Source organism: Niabella sp. ZPM-14 (assembly GCF_055693045.2).
Window position 1 is genome coordinate 3,391,698 of the sequence record NZ_CM181148.1, and the last position, 19,199, is coordinate 3,410,896.

A 19,199-nucleotide genomic window follows, 5' to 3' on the forward strand; every position below is an offset into this window, starting at 1 on the left:
TTTCCCGAGAACCAGTCATCTGAAAAGGCAATCCGGGTACGATAATTCTGTGCTATTGATAATCAATCGCTTGAATAACCCTGGAATGGCCTGATTGTAAACTAAATCTTAAAACCAGTATCCGCCCGAAAAGTAAGCAACTTTATTGACAAGGCTGCGTCATATTAACAGAAGCTACAACTTCAGATTTTTTATAAAAGCAATGTTTAAATACAATAACATGAAAAGATTTATCAACTTATTAGGTCTCGGGTTGATGTTTGCTTTTGCAATGCTTCTGACCAAACCTGTTGGTGCACAACCACGGGTCGGAATCAGCATCAATTTCCAGACCTTCTACGACCAGTTAAGTCCTTATGGCGACTGGATCGACTATCCCGAATACGGTTACACCTGGCGTCCGCGTGTAGGATCGGATTTCCGGCCCTATGCTACCAACGGGTCCTGGGCTTATACCGCTGATAATGACTGGATGTGGAATTCCGGTTATGACTGGGGATGGGCTGCTTTCCACTATGGCCGCTGGTTCTACGATCCCCTCTACGGATGGTTGTGGGTTCCCGGTTATGAGTGGTCGCCAGCGTGGGTAACCTGGCGTGGCGGCGGCGATTATTACGGTTGGGCTCCTATCCGCCCCGGCATCAATATCAGTATCGGGTTTGGCGGCTACAATCCTCCCTATGATTACTGGACCTTTGCGCCCGGGCGTTACATGACCTCGCGATATATCAGTCGTTATTATTACCCTTACAGGAATAATGTAACGATCATCAACAGGACAACAATCATTAATAACTATGGTCCACGCGGCGGTACTTCAAGAGGAAGCAGGAGTTATTATACCAACGGACCAAGACGTACAGAGGTGGAAAGGTATACCGGCCGTATCAATGCGGTGAGTGTGCGGAATTCTACAAGACCGGGTCGTTCGTCTGTAAGCCGGAATGCTATATCGGTATATCGTCCGGCGGTCAGTAGAACTGAGGGTCGCTCAACTTATGCTCCCCGCAGTGTAGAGCGTTACGATCGCAACAGCGTGGCAAGCCGCAGTGGGTCGAGAAGCGAAAGAAGCACTGATGTACGTTCAGGCAGTTCAAGATCTGACAATAGTAACACGAGGGTGAGAGAAAATACTTCGCCCCGTCAGGAGGCAGCAGGCAGAAGCAATAACAATGGTTCTGTGGAAAGGAGTTCTTCTTCGCGCCGGTTTGGGTCCGCTACTGACAGATCAGATGCAGGTGACAGAAACGCGCCAACGAGACAAAGAAGCGCAGAAATACAAAATCGGCAGCAAGAGATGCAACGTTCCAGGGCCACACAACAGTCTAATGACCGTGCGGAGGCGATGAGAAGGAGTGCAGAAGCGCAGCGTGAAGCACAGACCCGACAAAGAAATGTGCAGAATGAGCAACGGGCAGCACAAATGAGGCAGGAGAGAGAATCGCAGGTAAGACAGCAACGCGAAGCTCAGGTAAGACAACAGCGGGAATCTCAGGTGAGAGCACAACGTGAAGCTCAGGTGAGACAACAACGTGAAGCTCAGGTGAGACAGCAACGTGAAGTACAGGCCAGGGCTCAGGCAGAGCAAAGGTCGTCGCAGCGCCAGGAGGCAGCACGTAGCAGAGAAGTTCAGATGCAGCGCCAGCAATCTGCTCCGAGGATGGAGCGGAGCGCACCAAGCAGAAGCTATGAAAGCCGCAGTTCCGGCGGATCCCGTTCCTCCGGTGGAGGTGAGAGCCGCGGAGGCCGGAGCAGGGGCGGAAGATAAATATTGGGTGAGGTTTAGTTTTTATATATTTAAAGTTTGCAAAATGGTTCCGGCTTTCCGGAACCATTTTTTATGGTATTGCTGCGACGCTTCGCTGATCGTTGGGAAAATCAGTTTGGTAACTAGTTAGATAGAGTTAAGATAATATCTTTATGTTTTCAAACGATCGCATGTCGTGTCCTGCATCCCTGGAATTCAACTATTTACTTTATTTTAGCTCCTTATGAGCTACAAAATGATTCAGACCATGCGTTGGTATGGTAATAACGATGCTGTTTCGCTGCGCGATATTCGCCAGGCGGGAGCCACAGGTGTAGTAACGGCGCTGCACCATATTCCGGTAGGTGAAATATGGACTACGGAAGAAATTCTTAAAAGAAAGCAAGCCATTGAAGCCGAAGGGCTGACCTGGGAAGTGGTAGAAAGCCTGCCGGTCCACGAAGACATTAAAAAACGTAACGGGAATTATAAAACCTGGATCGAAAATTATAAGGTAAGTATGGCCAACCTCGCAGCGAATGACGTGAAAGTGGTGACTTACAATTTTATGCCGGTGTTGGACTGGGTGCGTACCAACCTGGACTATCCTACAGCAACCGGTGCGCTTTGCCTGCGGTTTGGATGGAAGGAGTTCATTGCATTTGACGTATATATTCTGAAGCGTCCGGGTGCAGAAAAAGACTACGAAGAAGCCGACGTAAAAAAGGCCAAGAAGTTTTTTGAAAGCCTTAGTCTGAACGAGATCGAAAAGCTGAAAGTATCCTGCCTGATGGGGCTGCCAGGTTCTGATGGTTTGTTTACTACAGAAGAAGTGCTTTCCCTGCTGAGTCAATATGGACATATTTCTCCGGAAGAGTTGCAGCAAAACCTTTTTGCATTTTTAAATGAGATTGCCCCTACCGCGGAAGCGCACGGAGTTCAGCTCGCCATTCACCCGGATGACCCTCCTTATCCGATTTTAGGATTGCCCCGCATTATGAGTACGGACGCGCATATCGACGCATTGTTTAAAAACGTGCCTTCAAAAAATGCAGGACTGTGTTTTTGTACCGGTTCTTACAGCGCGAGGAAAGACAATAACCTGCTTGAGATGATCAGGAAGTATGGAGACCGCGTATACTTTTTACACCTGCGCAGTACCGAAAGAGACGAAGAGGGCAATTTTTTTGAAGCCAATCACCTGGAAGGCAACGGTAATATTGTTTCTATTATTCAATACGTCACCCAGTTGCAAAAGGAGCAGAACCGCCGTATTCCCATGCGTCCGGATCATGGCCACCAGATGCTGGACGACCTGGAGAAGCAAACCTATCCCGGCTATTCTGCGATCGGCAGATTGAAAGGGCTGGCAGAGATCAGGGGTGTGGAAGCCGCTGTACATCAGCTTCAGGGCGCATAACGAATATTACTGAGTTGAAACCTACCTAAAAGGAAAAGGCTGTCTTCAACAGGTGTTTGCACAACATTGGAGACAGCCTTTCTCTTTACATCTTTTACGGGGCGGTTCCTTTCTTACCTTCCGTCGCCATCCAGCAGATTGCCTAAACCACCTAAGATGCTGCCTTCTTCTTTTCTGTTGACGGTAGCAAAGGACAGAATGCGTGAAGCCAGGCGGCTTACGGGTAAGGTCTGGATCCACACAGTACCCGGGCCGGTCAGCGTGGCAAAGAAGAACCCTTCACCGCCAAATATTTTATTGCGGATGCCGCGTACCATTTCAATATTATAATTGATGGTTTGCGTGAAGCCCACAAGACAGCCCGTGTCGATTTTTAGACGTTCACCTACCTGCAGCTCTTTTTGAAATACATGTCCGCCGGCATGTACGAAGGCCATTCCATCACCTTCCAGCTTCTGCATAATAAAGCCTTCGCCGCCAAACAGACCAGTCCCCAACCTGCGCTGAAACTCAATGCCGACGGCCACTCCCTTGGCGGCGCAGAGAAAGGCATCTTTCTGACACACCACTTTTCCGTTGAAAAGAGAAAGATCCAGCGAAATAATTTTCCCGGGATAAGGAGAAGCAAACGATACCTTTTTCTTGCCGTGACTGATGTTTGTGTAAGCCGTCATAAAAAGGCTTTCACCGGTGAGGATGCGTTTGCCTGCGCTCATCAGCTTTCCCAGGAAGCCGCCTGTCTGGTTACTGCCATCGCCGAAGATGGTAGCCATTTCCACGCCTTCATCCATCATCATAAAGCTGCCGGCTTCTGCTATTGCCGTTTCCTGCGGGTCCAGCTCCACACTGACATACTGCATTTCTTCCCCGAAGATTTCATAATCTATTTCATGACTTGATTTCATGTTGTCCATTTATTTTTTGATAAATTTAATTCAATACTTTCTTCAATTGGTCTTCATCGAGTTGTTTTTCCCATCGCGCCACAACAACGGTTGCCACTGCATTTCCAACCATGTTGGTCAGGGCGCGGCATTCGCTCATAAAACGGTCGATGCCCAGGATCAGCGTCATGCCTGCGATCGGAACGTTGGGCACCACCGCCAACGTGGCCGCCAGCGTGATAAAGCCCGCTCCGCTAACACCAGCTGCACCTTTTGAACTAAGCATGGCTACCAATAGTAGCACGATCTGGCTTTGTAGCGACAGGTCGATGTTGCAGGCCTGCGCGATGAAGAGTGCCGCAAGGGTCATATAAATGTTCGTCCCGTCCAGGTTGAACGAATACCCCGTAGGTACTACCAGGCCGACAATCGGTTTGGCGCAACCGGCACGCTCCATCTTTTGCATCAGCGTCGGCAAAGCGGCTTCCGAAGAGCTGGTTCCCAACACTAAGAGCAACTCATCTTTGATGTATTTTAAGAACTTGAAAATATTAAAGCCGTTGTATCGCGCCACGGCGCCCAACACTACAAGGACGAAGAAAAGCGAGGTGGCGTAGAAAGTCACCACGAGCGCTACCAGGTTGCCCATCGACTCGATCCCATATTTACCAATGGTAAACGCAATGGCCCCGAAGGCCCCGACGGGCGCCAGTTTCATCAATATCGATACGATTTTAAAAACCGGATGTGCGAGGGCTTCCAGGAAATCCAGCACCGGTTTGCTTTGCGGCATCGTCTGCGAAATGGCAACCCCTAACAGGATGGCGATCACCAGTATCTGTAAAATATTATCGCCACTGAGCGGACTGACCAGCGTTTTGGGTATGATCTCGAAGATGAAGTTGATCAGCGAGCTGTCATGAGCCTTACTGACGTATTGCGAGATCGTGCTGGCCTCCAATGTTGCGGGGTCAATATTCAATCCTTTACCCGGCTGCACGATATTGCTGATGATCAAGCCGATGATCAAAGCCAGCGTGGAGAAACTTATAAAATATATGAAAGCCTTACCGGCGACACGGCCCACTTTCTTCATGTCATTCATGGACGCAATGCCGACTGTAATGGTGATGAAGATCACGGGCGCGATGATCATTTTTACAAGCGCAATAAAGCCGTCGCCGAGTGGTTTCATGGTTTCACCTACCGAGGGATAGAAGTACCCCAACAGCGCACCGATAACGATCGCTATCAATACCTGAATATATAAGACCTGGTAAAACTTTTTTTTCCTGGGCGGCAGATTTGTCGGTTGCTCTACAATCATTCAACGTTAATTTCCGGACAATATCGGAAAAATTATTCAAGCAATGAGGGCGGAACCAGCTTTTTTAACAGCGGCATTTTATCATTATCAACAACGATGAATTTCCAGTCTTTTAGATCGAAGGAACGGGCGATCACATCCTTCTCAGAATAGATATCAAAATACCCGGTCTGGGGATGATAGGTCACATTCTTTTCACCAAACTCGGACTGAAGCGCCAGCGTCAATAAGTGGTTTTGCGCATCCAGCGAGTCGACGCCGGTCGAATCTGCGGGAAGATCAAATTTCATTTTCAAGATATTGGCATACTTCATCTTCAGGAAATGAGCACTGTCTGATTGCTTAGCGTCGCTTACGAGCAGCACGCGTGGCGAATCAATAGAAAATGAAAAACCGGGCAGGTTAAACACCTGCTCCATCGCGGTAATCATCTGTTCTTTCGAAACCATATCGAAGAGATCTTCGATGAGAAAGTCAGACGCAGACCGGAAATCTTTTTTTATGACCAGGTCTGTATAATAAAGGAATTGATTTTCAGCAGCTTTTTTATAGGGCTGTGCAACAGCCGGCAACAGCAGCAGCTCCAGGCACACGACTATAATGAACATTTGTGTTTTCATACTGTTTCACGGGACTTCGATTCTTGAATAATGCCGGTTTTTGAGAGCTGAAACACGGATGCTTCAGCGCCGACTCTATTCTACTGCTGTTTTCATGCCAAAGATCTAAAATCTGCGATCCTTAAAATAATAGGCTTTATCAGCGTCGGTCACGCTGCGTAATACCCTGCACGGATTTCCCACGGCTATCACGTTGGAAGGGATGTCCTTCGTGACCACACTTCCGGACCCAATTACGGTATTGCTGCCGATCGTGATGCCTGCGTTGACGACAGTGTTGCCACCGATCCAGACGCTGTTCCCGATAATTATAGGAAAAGCATATTCGAACCCCGCGTCCCTGGGCTCGGGGTGAACAGGATGCCCGGCTGTGAACAAAGAGACATTGGGGCCAAACATCACATTGTGCCCGATGGAAACGGGCGCGCAGTCGAGTATTACGCAATGATAGTTAGCATAAAAATTTTCACCGATAGAAATGTTACATCCGTAATCGCAATAAAATGGCGGCTCTATATGAAAGCTTCCGCTCACCGCTCCAAACAGATCGGTGAGTAATCTTTTGCGTTCCCCGGTTTTATGAGGATGCAGGCTGTTCACCTGGTAGATCAGGTCTTTGGCATGTTGCCGCTCCTGAAATAACTGTTCGTCAAAAGACTGGTAGGGCAGGCCCGACAACATTTTTTCTTTCTCGACACTCATAATTACTTACAGGTTTGGATCATTCCTTGGTATATTCCGGATGCTGCGGAGGTAATTCTCCGACATTTTTTTCCTCAACGACGATTTCCATATGCACTGCATATTTAGACGGCCGGATGCCCACGCTATATTTTTCTGCATAGACCTGAGTGAATTCTGCACCAAAATAAAGAATGAACGAGGTGTAGTATACCCACAACAGGACGATGATGATCGTTCCTGCTGCGCCGAAGATGGCGCCAGGACTGGCTTTCGTGATATACAGGTCGATCAGGAATTTACCGATCGCGAATAATACCGTCGTGAAGGCGGCGCCGACCAATGCCGGCTTCCATTTGATAATGACATCAGGTAGGACCTTGAAGATGACAGCAAACAGGAAGGTGATCACGGAGAACGTGACTACATTATTGATGATGAAAAACAACCAACCCGAATCAATAGGGACCAGGTCCTGGAACCTGCTTTGTACGCTGCCCAGTATGCTGTTCAATATCAGCGACACCAGTAGCAGGAAGCCCAGGGAGATGATCAATGAAAAAGATTTTAGCCGGCTGGACAGCAGACCCATGATGCCTTTTCTGGGTTGGGCCTTTACCTTCCAAATCGTGTTTAAGCTATCTTGTATTTCCACGAACACTGCGGTGGCACCGACGATCAATGAGATAATGCCAATGATCAATGCTACCGTTGTTTTGCCGCTCAGACTCGCCTGCTGCACCAGGTTCTGTATTTGTAAGGCTGTATCGGCATCAGTAAACTGACTCACTTCCTCAAAAACTTTATTCTCGATAATTTCTTTTCTATAGATAAGGCTCGCAGATGCGATCACGATCGTCAACAGGGGAGCCATGGAGAACACGGTGCAGTAGGCCAGCGAAGAACTGAGCTTGGGCACTTTGTCCGCCGAAAACCCTTTTGCGGATGCGATCAGAACGTCTTTTGCCTGGCGAAGAAATGTCTTAGGTTTGCTAAAAATGCGTTTCATGTAATTCAGATGTTTGGTAATAACCTGAAAGGTACATCCAATAATGACGCCATAATAGCAAGAAAATGAAAATTATATAATTAGATGCAAACGATTGTCAGAAACAGACGCATCTGTTTAAACGACCAATCAGTTTGTTCTTGCTATCACCGCATTGATGTTATTCGATGTTCAGGAAATGAAATCCTGATAACACTATTCCGCATCACGTACCCCGGACGCATCGGGTTTTAGAACGGATAGCCGATGCCAATATTCAGGATGAGATTTTGTTTGCGCCAGGTGGGATCGCCAAAGTTGATCTTGTCAAACACCCAACGTTCGCCCGGCGGTAGCCATGGTTTTCTGAATGGCATAGCCAGGTCAAAACGGATCACGAAGATGGTAGCATCTACTCTCAAACCTACACCACCACCAACAGCAAACTCGCTGAAAGCGCGGCCGAAGTTGAATTTGCTGCCTTCGCGGGAGCTGTCGCTTTTGGCCGTCCAGATGTTGCCGGCGTCAATAAAAGCAGCGCCATGGATCACACTGAATAACTTGGCGCGCAGCTCACCGTTCAACATCATCTTGATATCCCCGCCCTGATCGGCGAAAATGCGGCTGGAGTCGGGATTGATATTATAGTTATAAGTACCCGGTCCCAGCGAACGGGCCCGGAAAGCCCTGATATCGTTGCTACCACCTGCAAAGAACTGTCTCACATAAGGTAGCACGGAGCTGTTGCCATAAGGAATACCATAACCGACATTAGCGCGGCCTGCCAGCACCAGCTGGGGTTTGATCTTGTAATAATTCCTGAAATCGGCTTCCAGCCTGATGAATTGATTTACTGCGGTGTTGAAAAGCGTTTTCTTTCCTTCTTCGTTTTTCTTTAAGAAGGCATTGACCAGGTTACCTGCTGTTTCTACAGAACCGAGGAAATAAATATTATTTCTTTTGCCTTCTTGAAACTGGTCACTATAAATGAAGTTGTAGTTAGTGCTGAAAATAAACTGGTTTTCATAATTACCTCTAAGGCTGGGTACCTGTGTCAACAAGGTTTCCAGGCTGTCCGTCGTTTTGAGCGTGCGAACATAGGAGATAGAAAAAGGATTGAAATTATGTTCGATGTAAGGGCTTCCTTTGAAGGTATATCCGTATTCCAGGTTACCGGACAGCATCGTAAAATAAGCTGCCCTGCTCAGCAACTGACCGCTTAATGTGATATGTGTTTTAGGTACAGAATTTTGTTCGTTCCTGAAATCTATGGGGGATACCAATCGCGGAAACACCAATCTGGCGCTGGCTCCAAGAGAGTAGGAGTTGGTGCGTGCACCACTCACCTGTGTTTCGAACCCACCGCTCAGGGTGGTAATCAATTGCTCTGCACCACGAAATACATTGCGGTTGGTATTGCTGATTTTTAGTTCAGATCCCACGAAGTTGTTGGACTTACTGGTGCCGGTTACCTGGAACGATAGCGACCGCTTTTTCTGCGGTGTCAGGTAAAAGTTGGCATTCATTAAATCGCTGCCCAGGGTGTCGAGCGGATCAAACTCTGCTTTCACGTATCTGAAGGTTCCGATGTTAACGAGCCTGTTAAGGCTGAGGCTATGATCATGGCGGTTATAGATCTCATCTTTTTCAAAAAAGATCAGGCGATCAAACAGCTGCGGCTTATAAGTATTCCGCGGATCGTATATTTTGAAATCGTTGTGGATGATCGGCGCTGATTGCCGGATCATAGAGTCCCGTCTCAGGCTATAATAAGGATAGATATTGATATCATTGATCCGGTAGGGCTTCAGGGCTTCAATCGGTGTGAGCTCTTTTATCCGCACATAGGCATTGACCTTGTTGTCGCCTATGGTACTGTCCACTTTAACAATGATATAATCAGGATTGAAAAAGAAATACCCGCGTTCTTTTAATTCGTTATCGATCCGTTCGCGTTCGGTAGAGAACGCATCGATATCATAATAATCATCTTTTTTCAGCACAGTCTTGTCAGATGTTCTCCGGATGAGATTCTCCAGCGCTGTGGGTTCTGTAGGAAACTGTATATCATTCAAACGGTATCTTTCCTGTGTGATGGCTGTGTACTTGGCTCTGCCGGTTTTACCTTTTATTTCAGTGTCTCCAGTCACACTTGCCTGGAGGTACCCTTTACTGATCAGGTAGCTTTGAAGAACATTGATATTGTTTTGAATTCTCACATCGCTCATCAGCACCGGTGGTTCGCCCAGTTTTGTACGCATCCAGTATTTTAATCCCTTTTGCTTTTTAGGTTCGCCTGCCAGGTTATAGAAAAACAGTTTGTACCGGAATCCCAATATTTTTTTGTTTGGCTCAGGCCGGGTTTTCTCTTCAAGCGTGTTTTTCAGATCTTTCTGGTTCGCCACCTGCTTTGCAGAGTCGGGGTTGACTTTTACGTCAGCGCCCGTGTACAGCACTTCTCCTTCTTTAAGATTTTTAGTAGTGCTGCAGGCGCCCAACATTGCCACCATAAAAAGACATAATATTCCGTATGTATTTCGCATGTTTCTTTTAACTCTTTAAACCTGTTTGCGCCGTGTCTGATACGGCCTTATTATTTCACTTAATTTCAAAAACATATGGTTCAGACTAATCTTTATCTGTACCTTCTCCCTCTTCTTCTTCTTTTCTGGCACGCCTTTCTTCGCGGCGTTGCTGCTTTTTCAAGCTGTTAAATATCTGCCTGAACTCATTATAATCGACTACCAACGCAAATCCTAATCCTGTCTCGATGATCTGGCCTTCAAGGATCACATCGGACTGGTTGCGGCGATACGCTCTGAGCCTGTAACGTCCATCGCGGGAGAGCAAATATTCTATATTCACATTACCTGCAATATTTGAACCGGACCGGTTATCGCGCCGGCCTCCTTCGAGTGCGAAGTCGCTACCTACGCTGATCGTGAGGCGGTCGTTCAACAAGCGCTTGGATACGGCCACTTCCAGGTCGGTCCTGGTTTCCTGGGAACCGGAACTGTAGTCTTCTTCCGAGTTAAGTCCGAATGAAAGGTCTACGCCTTTGATAAGATCTGACGCCAGGTTGTTCAGCTGCTGCGTCAATAACCGGCTCACGCTCTGGCGCGCCAGCATTTCAGGAGAGGTGCCCCCCGCAAGGCTTTCGAAAGGATTGTCCGATATAAACCTTCCCAGTGCAAGCAAAGCAAACACCTGCTTATTCAACTCGCTTTCGTTGCTGTTCACCTGCTGCAGGCGGGTATACACAATGCCATTAAACGCATTCTTCTCATTTTCCGGCATCGTGATCTCGAAGGCTATCTTCGGTTTCAGCAATTGCTCTGTCATTTTCAGATAAACGATAAACGGCAATTTCTGGCGATAGGTAGTTTGTGTAGACTGATCAAAGCTCTGTATCTGGTCCGCCACTAAATCAATAGGCGAAGTGTTGATATTATATACCGCGGTGATATTGATATTGGCTTCCGTCGGAGCTCCTGTCCAGGTGATCACACTTCCCTGTTGCAATACAAATCTGCGTTTAGCCAATCCACCAATGGATAAGTTGTAGTTGCCATCCGAAATCAGGTAACGGCCGGTCATCGCAAGTTTTCCGCTCGGATCCATGGTCACATTGAGTTCAGCTTCTCCTTTCACCAGCAGGGCATCGCCATTGGCCGGGTCCACCACCACAGTGATCTCCGCTTCCTTATCCGTCTGCAGGTTCATCGATACATTCAGGCCTTTAAGCGGCGACCTGGTGAGGCTGTCCACGTTGATGGCTTCGCGGCCGTTGTTAGGCGGCGCATCCATATCTACGAACTCGACAATACCATCCTGGTCCACTACGCCCGGATCATTGTCGGGAAGAGCGAAGAAGAAACGCGTGTCTTTGTTGATGCGCAGGGTGCCGGTCACGTCTGGCTGATTCATATCGCCCCTGATATTCGCATTGATCGTCACGAATACCTTTCCGTAAAACAATTCATTGTCTTCAACGGTAGAGTTCAGTGCGCGGAAATTATTGGCCCGTAAGCGCAGGTCAAATCCAAAGTTCGAATAGTCCTGTGTTTTAACCAGCCCGCTCAATATTAAAGCCTGATTCGCTGAGTCGCGTAACGTGAAGTCGTTAAAACGAATGCCTTCCTCGACAAAGGAAATGGACTCATTATTCAACCTGAAGTAAGAATTGAGCGTTGCAATATTCAGTCCTGCATTTTTGAAGTTCAGGCCGCCCAACACTCGTGGTGCCGTCAACGGTCCTTTGGCGGTCAACTGACCTGAAAGGATTCCCGTGCCATCCTTCACCTGGCCGCCCGTGAGGCTTTCGATATATTGTAAGTCAAACTTATTAATGTTGACAGTCATGTCGAGCGATCCTTTGTCAGAAGTATAATAGAACCCGTTGATCCGGACGTCGTGAATGCCGCTCAACGCTACATCTACCTTAAAGGCATCATCCGTGAAGTTATCTGCCTGAATCTTCAGATCTCCCAGCTCATCTTTCTGATATCTCAGTTTATTGACAGTCAGGTTGGCTTCAAACTGAGGGGAGGCCTGCAGGTTGCTGACATCCACTGTTCCGTTCAGTGTACCGCCCACCAGTGCTGTATCCTGCTCGGCATAGCGCGTCAATGTCTCGAGCATGAAATTATTGAACGCTACTTTAACAGGCGAATTGGGCGCTTCGGAAGTACTATTGATTGCCAGGGATTGCCCGTTATTGCTGATCTCGAAATCGCGTACATAGATACCGGCCTTTCCATATTGCAGCAGGTTGTTCTGCGCTACCTGCCACTTGTCGTAGTTTAACAACAGCTTTTGAGGATCCAGCGAGAACTGGTAGGTTTCATCGGTCACTTTGAAGTTACCGCCAATGACATATTTGTCCTGGTTCTTGCTGTCTCGCAGGAATACATTTATTCCAAGTGCGTTGTTGGCAGCGCTACCATTGATCGTTGAGTTGAAAAGCTGTATGGACGGGCTTTGCAGACTTGCAATATTTAACGCGTAGGCCAGTTGCGAAGTATCAGCATTGTTGATATTGAGCGTGACATTTTTAACATCGAAGCTATCATACAAAATATGCGGGAAATTGGCGTTAACCACCAGGCTGTCTCTTTCCGTATCAATTAGGCCATTCAGGGTGGAAGGCGCGAACGTATACAGGGAAGGAACAAATTCTTTCAGCAGTTTAGAATCATGCACCTGGATGTTGAACCGCATTCTTTGGGGATCGATCTTTTGAGCGGGTGCAAAAGCGTAGTATTGCTGGATCTCATTAATAAATGCCTGGCCGATCTGTGTCAACTGGTATTGCCCGTCAAGCGAAGCGTCGATGATATCCGATTTGAGCCGAAGGCTGTTAGCAGAGTCGCTTGCGAAGGCATTCAGGCTGATCGTATCCACGTTGATCAGCTTGCCATCCATAGCCAGCTGCAGACTTGTAATGTCAGCGTTGCCATTCAGATAGTCAGGGCTTGCCGTCGGAAAGTCCAGCGTCGTAAGCCCTGCAACTGTAAATTCCGAAGTAGCGAAGTTGAGCTTTTGCAAGTCAACCCTCTTGAGGTCGATCGTTCCTTTTACCGAAGGGTATTTGCCCGACATGTCTGCGTTGGCAACGATATCGAAGTTGGCGTTGGAATCCGTACTGCTGGTTTGAAGCGCCAGCGCCTGGCCCGCATATTTCCCGTCGATCTGTATATTTTGATAATTATACTTATTATAATACGCACTGACAATGGTTCCTTTTACAGTAGCATTGGCCGTTTTGGCCGAGGTTCCTGAACCTGCGACATTCATCCGAAGGGTAATCGCTCCCACATCGGTTCTTTTCAAAAGTCTGCCAACATTGAATTGATTCACGTCGAGCTGCGCCTTATAAGAAGGATTTTTCGTCGAGCCGCCCATGGCTGCCACAATGCGCGCCGATCCCATATCGGTTCTCAGATCAAGGTTCGTTGCAAATTTTTTCATACTGCCTTTGAACCGTCCGTTAGCCGCAATCTGGTTGGGGAGCTCAATGCTGTTGGGTAACGTGCCGCGCGGTAACAACGCATTCAGGTCCGCCTTCGATGTGGTGAAACGCCCGATATTCACATTGAAGTAAGCGCGGTCCATATCAGGAAGTCCTTTGATATTGCCCGATATATCTACGTTGGTGCTTTTTAATCCGTGCAGTCTGAATTTGTCGATGTTGACATCGCTGAGCTTTCCCTGCACTTTAGCCTCCATGTTCAATCGCTCATTCCGGTATTGCGATGGCACCGACGACGAAAAATAAGCAGCATCCGCCAAGCCTAAGACTGAGTTTTGAAACTCGATGTCCATTTCCACTCTTTCCGGGTGTTTGCTCAGGTCTTCCGGCGAAGTGTAAGTGACCAGGGTATTGTTGCTGATCAAAGTATTCGGCGTTTTGATCAACAGGTCTTCCACGCTGATCTGTTGATCGTTGTAAACGACTTTACCCTGTAACTCATTAAGCGCAAACCCACTGGTATCCACCAGTTTGCCACCGTTGATCGTGGCTTTGATACCTGCACTGTCGATCGCAATGTCTTTCCCGCTGATCCCCAGATTTTTGATGTTCAGGTGGTTGAAGTCCATCACACCTTTCTCGCGGGGAGCGGATAAATTGTCATATTTGATCGTGTTATTGGCAAGAACAATATTGTTGAGATAGAGACTGAATGAGGATTCTTTGGTGCTGTCAGCCGCCTTTTCAATCGCTTCTTCGTTGGACGGTGTCGGACGATATGCAAAGTCGATCACTGAGTTGGTCAGTTCACCATCGCTTGTCTGGTACTTACCATTCGTGAGATCGATCAGCAGGTCTTTAAAATTAAAGGTCTTCAGAAAGACGGAAGCCCGTGTGTCCGACAGCCGGTCGTCGTAATTCAGATCCACGTCGCCAAAAGCAAAATTGCGCACTTCGATCAGCGGCAGCCGGCCGCCCGATTCTTTCTCAGTGCTATCGATTGCTGCATCTGCTTGTTGTTGCAGCACCGTGAGCGGCTTGATTTGAAAATAGTGAAGCTGTGTTTTATTCAGCTCGAGCCGGTCCAGCACATAATGCATTTGTTCCAGGTCAAATTTGTCTACCCGTGCTTTGAGGCTGCCGAGACTTACGCCTGCGTCGTTTCCGGCTACATCATCTTTGAACTTGATGCGGATATTGTCAAAGGCAATCTTATCCAGCTTTAGTTGCAGCGGCGCTGTTGAATCTTCCGGAGTCTTTTCCGGTTGCTTCTCGGCCGACACGAACGCGTCTACCAGGAACTGGTAATTGAAGACTGTATCAGGGTTATTGCGCGTAATATTGGCGTTGACATTTTCCAGCTCAATATTGTTCACCGCAATCCGGCTCCGGATAAGACCGATCATATCGAGCTGCACAGCCAGTCTGCCTGCATACAGGAGCGTGTCATTTTTTTTGTCAGCTATATAAAACTTATCGAGCTGGAGCCCGGTCGGAAAGCTGATGCGGATCCGCTCCAGGCTGATCTCTGTGTCTGTTTTCTTTTTAAGGTAAGAAATGACTTTGTCCTTAACAAAGTTCTGAACGGACGGGATGGTAAGCGATACCGCGATAAGAATTACCAGCATGATAATACTTGCCACTACCCAAAGTACAATTTTTAAAACCTTACGTGCCACGTTACCCAAGTACAAATGTTTTTCGGTGTTGAAATCTTATTGCGTGATCGATGATTCTCAAGGCCGTCGATAAGGTTTGCCAGCCTTTGAACAAAAATAGAACTAATGCAAATTGCGTGCTACTTTTCGTGAGCCGGAATTTAAGCTTTAAACCTGTGTTAAAAAAATTCAAACTAACTATCAGACAGTTGGCTTGGTTTTGGTATTTGCTAACCCGATTTAAATACACACACTAAAACAGCAGTTATGCCTTTTATCAAAAATACGACAGGTTCTAAAGAAGTTGATATTTTTTATGAAGATCATGGAACCGGTCAACCCGTAGTGTTGATCCATGGATGGCCGCTCAGCCACCGCTCATGGGATCTGCAGGTAACGGCGCTGGTGACAGCGGGTTATCGCGTTATCGCTTACGACAGGAGAGGATTTGGAAAATCCGGCGCAGCGTGGAATGCGTATGATTACGATTCGTTGGCGGGTGATCTGAATGCATTGATCGATGAGCTGCAGCTGACAGGAGTGGCCCTGGTTGGATTTTCTATGGGAGGCGGAGAGGTCGTGCGTTACCTGACGAATTACGGAGCGGATAAGATTGCCAAAGCTGCATTGATCGCGTCGATCATTCCTATTGTTCCGCAAACACCGGACAATCCGGATGGCGTGCCCAAAGAAGAACTGGACAAGATCACACAAGCGCTGGAAACTGACCGCGTCGGATTTTTGAAAGCTTTTCACAAAAACTTCTACAATTACAGTCTTCTGAAGAAAGACGTCAGCGAGGGCAGACTGGATGCGGATTTCATCATCGCCTCGCAGGCTTCAGAAAATGCTACGCTACAGGCCGCCGCCGCCTGGGCCACTACTGATTTTAGATCCGAGTTGAAGAATGTAACAGTCCCTACTTTGATCGTTCATGGGGATGCAGACAATATCGTCCCTATCAAAACATCGGCTGAGCAGGCTGCTAAAGGCATAGCCAACAATGAATATCATATTATCGAAGGAGCCCCGCATGGATTGAATGCTACACATTCAGAAGAGCTAAATAGTTTGCTGCTGGGCTTCCTGGGCAAATAAGAATAGCAACTCATAAAAATATAATCATTATGGAAGACAATAACGGAAGAGAATTTTCAGTGCAGGCGGTCGTTGACGGACAATCGCAGGAAGTGCTGATCATGACCTCTGAAACTACCGATGGTATAACCTTTTACAATTGCCGGATACACGGAAACGAGATCACGCAGATACGGAAAGATGATCAGGTCTGGAAACAGGTTTGGGGCAATATTTCCGATGAAGATGTAAAATCGATTGGCGAAGCGATTGAAGGTTCAGTATTGGATGAGTAACTCTAAATTAAGTCAATTCTTAGAAGATGGAAGAAGCAGTTAATAAGCAGGTCGAGATCCTGAACGATCTTATACAGATCAATAATGATCGTATTGCCGGGTATGAAAAAGCATTAGACGGTATCAGTGAAGAGGAAGGAGAAGATCTTCAGCCCCTCTTTCAGCGCATGATGAACAATAGCCTGGATTATAACGAAGAGCTGGAGAAGATGATTGGCTTGTTCAACGGGGAGCCGGCATTAGGCACTTCGGGTGCGGGCAAGATCTACCGGGCATGGATGGACCTGAAAGCGCTGATTACGGGCGGCGACCGGAAGACGGTCCTCGAAAGCTGTGAAACAGGCGAACAGACAGCACTTCGGGCTTACGATGATGCGCTGGCGGAAGAAGAGCTGGCCGAAGAAAGCAGGCAGTTGATCGAAGCGCAGCGCGCTGATATATTTCAGGCTTTTGAAGAAATTAAAGCGTTGAAAGACGCGACTACATAAAAACCATTTTTTATCCTTTAAACCTTTTTCTATGAAACGATTTTTGATCCCTGTTGCCGCCGTTTTCGCGATGGGAGCACTGCAAAGTTGCGAGTTGGTCGAAGGCATTTTTAAGGCCGGCATGTGGTGGGCATTTTTTCTAGTAGCCCTGGTGGCGGTTGGTTTGTTCCTGCTGTTTCGCAGGAGATCCTGACGCCCGTCGAAAAGTTGGCAAGCATTTTGTTATATATATTGAACGAACGGAAAGGCTACGCATCAGGTCTTGCTCCACTTACCCAAATTTTAATAGTCATTTGCAACCCATTGCAAATTAGTGATTTGAAGACGTAAAGGTTTGACGCACCCCTAATGCACGAAACAAACAGTTTAAATTTTAAATATATATGAGAGACGCTTTAACCACCAGCTCACGAAATTTCAACGGCGGCGATGTTCCCGGAGATTTTCCGATCCGTTTCACAGGAGATGCCATTCAGTATTTATCAGGACCAACCTCGATCAATTTGAATGATTGGCAGTGGCATGAAGAGGAGATCAATGGTCAGAGACATTGTATCATTACCGACAGGTTATTTCCTGAAGTGTAGTGAATGGGGGAATGCTAGCCGGCCGGGCTGATGTCCCGGTGAAAAGATTGAAGTGGTTACAACTTACGTTGTAGCCACTTTTATTTATGGGTTAGCCTGAGACTTCGCATTGGTTCGAAGGCAATGCTTATCGGGTTCAGGACCTTCAGGCGTTACATCAGCTCATCTTCTGAACCGGTAATAGTAGGCAATATCATTCGATCTGCCCGACAGGAAGTCAAGAACGATCTGCCGGCCCTGCATTGAGAAAGTGATACCATTGCCGCCAAATCCTAATACAAAAAGAGCATTTTCATATGCCGGGTGAGCCCCGATATAAGGAAGGCCGTCCTTGGTGGATCCGAAGATGCCCGCCCAGTTAAAGTCTTCAATAAAGTCGATGCCCGTCATCAAAGACCTCAACTGACTCATGATCTCCCTGGATTTTTTTTCTTTGTTCTCCTGAAGATATGTGGCTGATGTGTGCTTGCTATCTGCACCGCCCACCAAAAGGCGGCCATCGTCTGTAGTGCGAAGATATAGGTAAGGCTCCCGTGTATTCCATACCAGCAGCCGGTTCAACTTGTTTTTGATCAGGATACCTTCCTCGCTTACGCAGGCAAAAGTGCTATGCAGGTTCGCGATCTTTTCATCAAACATCCCGACCGTTTCAAATCCTGTACAATAAATGATCTTTTTAGCTTTCACTTCGCAACCGTTCGCCAGCTTGATATGAATGCCTTTGGCTGCATGCCTCACCGTTTTAATATCTACCTGGTCATATACCTGCAGGCCTTTACTTGTGTTGTGCCTGATCAGCTCGTGCGCCATTTTGTAGGCATCCATGCTGGCGGCAGTTTTAGACAGGATGCCGCCAAAACTGTTAAGTCCATACTCTTTTCGGATCGTGGCGCTGTCCAACCATTTCACGCCCAGCTGATATTTCCTGCGGGCTTCAAATTCTTCATATAGCCCTACCGATGCGGCTTGGGTGTGTGCGAGGTAAAGCGATGATTTCTTTTGAAACCCGCAATCAATATTTCTTTCCTTCACCAATTGCTTCAAACCGTTGACTGCTTCGATGCCTGCTTTGTAACAAAGCGCAGCGCCTTCCTCTCCGATCATTTTTGAAAGCCGGTGAAGAGGAATGTCGATTTCATATTGCAGCATAGACGTAGTAGCGGCGGTACTTCCGCTGGCAATGTCATGTTTATCCAATAACAAAGTCTTATATCCTTCCGCTATCAATGCATCACTGATGAGCGCTCCCGTAACGCCCGCGCCCATTACCACAATATCTGTGGTGATATTTTCCTGAGCTGACGGATAGGTATAGAGAAGCCCATTCTTAAGGAGCCAGAAAGACTCGTAAGTTCTTAGCCGCATACTTTTCGAATTGTATGCTTTGCAAAACAATTATCAAACCAAGTTTTTATGGTCATTCGGGAACGATATTTGAAACAGTATAACAACAAC

General features: G+C 47.3%; 15 protein-coding genes. 7 read left to right on the forward strand and 8 right to left on the reverse strand.

Annotation, left to right across the window (positions count from 1 at the left end; translation table 11 throughout):
• Positions 1 to 220 precede the first annotated feature (220 nt).
• Positions 221 to 1,768: a DUF6600 domain-containing protein gene (locus ACU37H_RS14420; protein ID WP_472703404.1), complete on the forward strand. Its 1,548-nt coding sequence runs from the start codon at positions 221 to 223 to the stop codon at positions 1,766 to 1,768.
• Positions 1,769 to 1,991: 223 nt separating this feature from the next.
• A complete protein-coding gene (gene uxuA, locus ACU37H_RS14425; protein WP_472703403.1) occupies positions 1,992 to 3,167 on the forward strand; it encodes a mannonate dehydratase in 1,176 nt (391 codons plus the stop codon).
• Between the two features lie 113 nt (positions 3,168 to 3,280).
• On the opposite strand, the gene ACU37H_RS14430 is transcribed toward uxuA, so the two are convergent.
• From ACU37H_RS14430 to ACU37H_RS14460, 7 genes are all read right to left on the reverse strand, one after another.
• Positions 3,281 to 4,072 (reverse strand): TIGR00266 family protein, encoded by a 792-nt coding sequence (locus ACU37H_RS14430; protein ID WP_472703402.1) that lies wholly within the window; start codon positions 4,070 to 4,072, stop codon positions 3,281 to 3,283.
• 25 nt (positions 4,073 to 4,097) lie between these two features.
• The gene (locus ACU37H_RS14435) at positions 4,098 to 5,378 is read right to left on the reverse strand and encodes a dicarboxylate/amino acid:cation symporter (protein ID WP_472703401.1); all 1,281 of its coding nucleotides are present in this window, start codon (positions 5,376 to 5,378) and stop codon (positions 4,098 to 4,100) included.
• A 32-nt stretch (positions 5,379 to 5,410) separates the two neighbouring features.
• Positions 5,411 to 5,998 (reverse strand): hypothetical protein, encoded by a 588-nt coding sequence (locus ACU37H_RS14440; protein WP_472703400.1) that lies wholly within the window; start codon positions 5,996 to 5,998, stop codon positions 5,411 to 5,413.
• 105 nt (positions 5,999 to 6,103) lie between these two features.
• A complete protein-coding gene (locus ACU37H_RS14445; protein WP_472703399.1) occupies positions 6,104 to 6,700 on the reverse strand; it encodes a sugar O-acetyltransferase in 597 nt (198 codons plus the stop codon).
• A 19-nt stretch (positions 6,701 to 6,719) separates the two neighbouring features.
• Positions 6,720 to 7,688 carry a YihY/virulence factor BrkB family protein gene (locus ACU37H_RS14450; RefSeq protein WP_472703398.1) on the reverse strand — a complete coding sequence of 323 codons (969 nt, stop codon included), beginning with the start codon at positions 7,686 to 7,688 and terminating at the stop codon, positions 6,720 to 6,722.
• Between the two features lie 230 nt (positions 7,689 to 7,918).
• Complete coding sequence (gene tamL / locus ACU37H_RS14455; RefSeq protein ID WP_472703397.1) at positions 7,919 to 10,210, reverse strand: translocation and assembly module lipoprotein TamL; 2,292 nt, start codon at positions 10,208 to 10,210, stop codon at positions 7,919 to 7,921.
• A gap of 85 nt (positions 10,211 to 10,295) precedes the next feature.
• Complete coding sequence (locus ACU37H_RS14460) at positions 10,296 to 15,281, reverse strand: translocation/assembly module TamB domain-containing protein (protein ID WP_494407557.1); 4,986 nt, start codon at positions 15,279 to 15,281, stop codon at positions 10,296 to 10,298.
• A 282-nt stretch (positions 15,282 to 15,563) separates the two neighbouring features.
• Between ACU37H_RS14460 and ACU37H_RS14465 the strand changes: the two genes are divergently transcribed.
• From ACU37H_RS14465 to ACU37H_RS14485, 5 genes are all read left to right on the forward strand, one after another.
• The gene (locus tag ACU37H_RS14465) at positions 15,564 to 16,394 is read left to right on the forward strand and encodes an alpha/beta fold hydrolase (protein ID WP_472703396.1); all 831 of its coding nucleotides are present in this window, start codon (positions 15,564 to 15,566) and stop codon (positions 16,392 to 16,394) included.
• Positions 16,395 to 16,423: 29 nt separating this feature from the next.
• Complete coding sequence (locus ACU37H_RS14470) at positions 16,424 to 16,669, forward strand: hypothetical protein (protein ID WP_472703395.1); 246 nt, start codon at positions 16,424 to 16,426, stop codon at positions 16,667 to 16,669.
• Positions 16,670 to 16,695: 26 nt separating this feature from the next.
• On the forward strand, positions 16,696 to 17,157 hold the full coding sequence (locus ACU37H_RS14475; protein WP_472703394.1) for a ferritin-like domain-containing protein: 462 nt from the start codon (positions 16,696 to 16,698) through the stop codon (positions 17,155 to 17,157).
• Positions 17,158 to 17,188: 31 nt separating this feature from the next.
• Positions 17,189 to 17,350 (forward strand): hypothetical protein, encoded by a 162-nt coding sequence (locus tag ACU37H_RS14480; RefSeq protein WP_472703393.1) that lies wholly within the window; start codon positions 17,189 to 17,191, stop codon positions 17,348 to 17,350.
• Between the two features lie 190 nt (positions 17,351 to 17,540).
• Entirely contained in the window at positions 17,541 to 17,744 is a 204-nt protein-coding gene (locus tag ACU37H_RS14485; RefSeq protein WP_472703392.1) for a hypothetical protein, read from the forward strand.
• Between the two features lie 162 nt (positions 17,745 to 17,906).
• On the opposite strand, the gene ACU37H_RS14490 is transcribed toward ACU37H_RS14485, so the two are convergent.
• Entirely contained in the window at positions 17,907 to 19,109 is a 1,203-nt protein-coding gene (locus ACU37H_RS14490) for an NAD(P)/FAD-dependent oxidoreductase (protein ID WP_472703391.1), read from the reverse strand.
• Positions 19,110 to 19,199 lie beyond the last annotated feature (90 nt).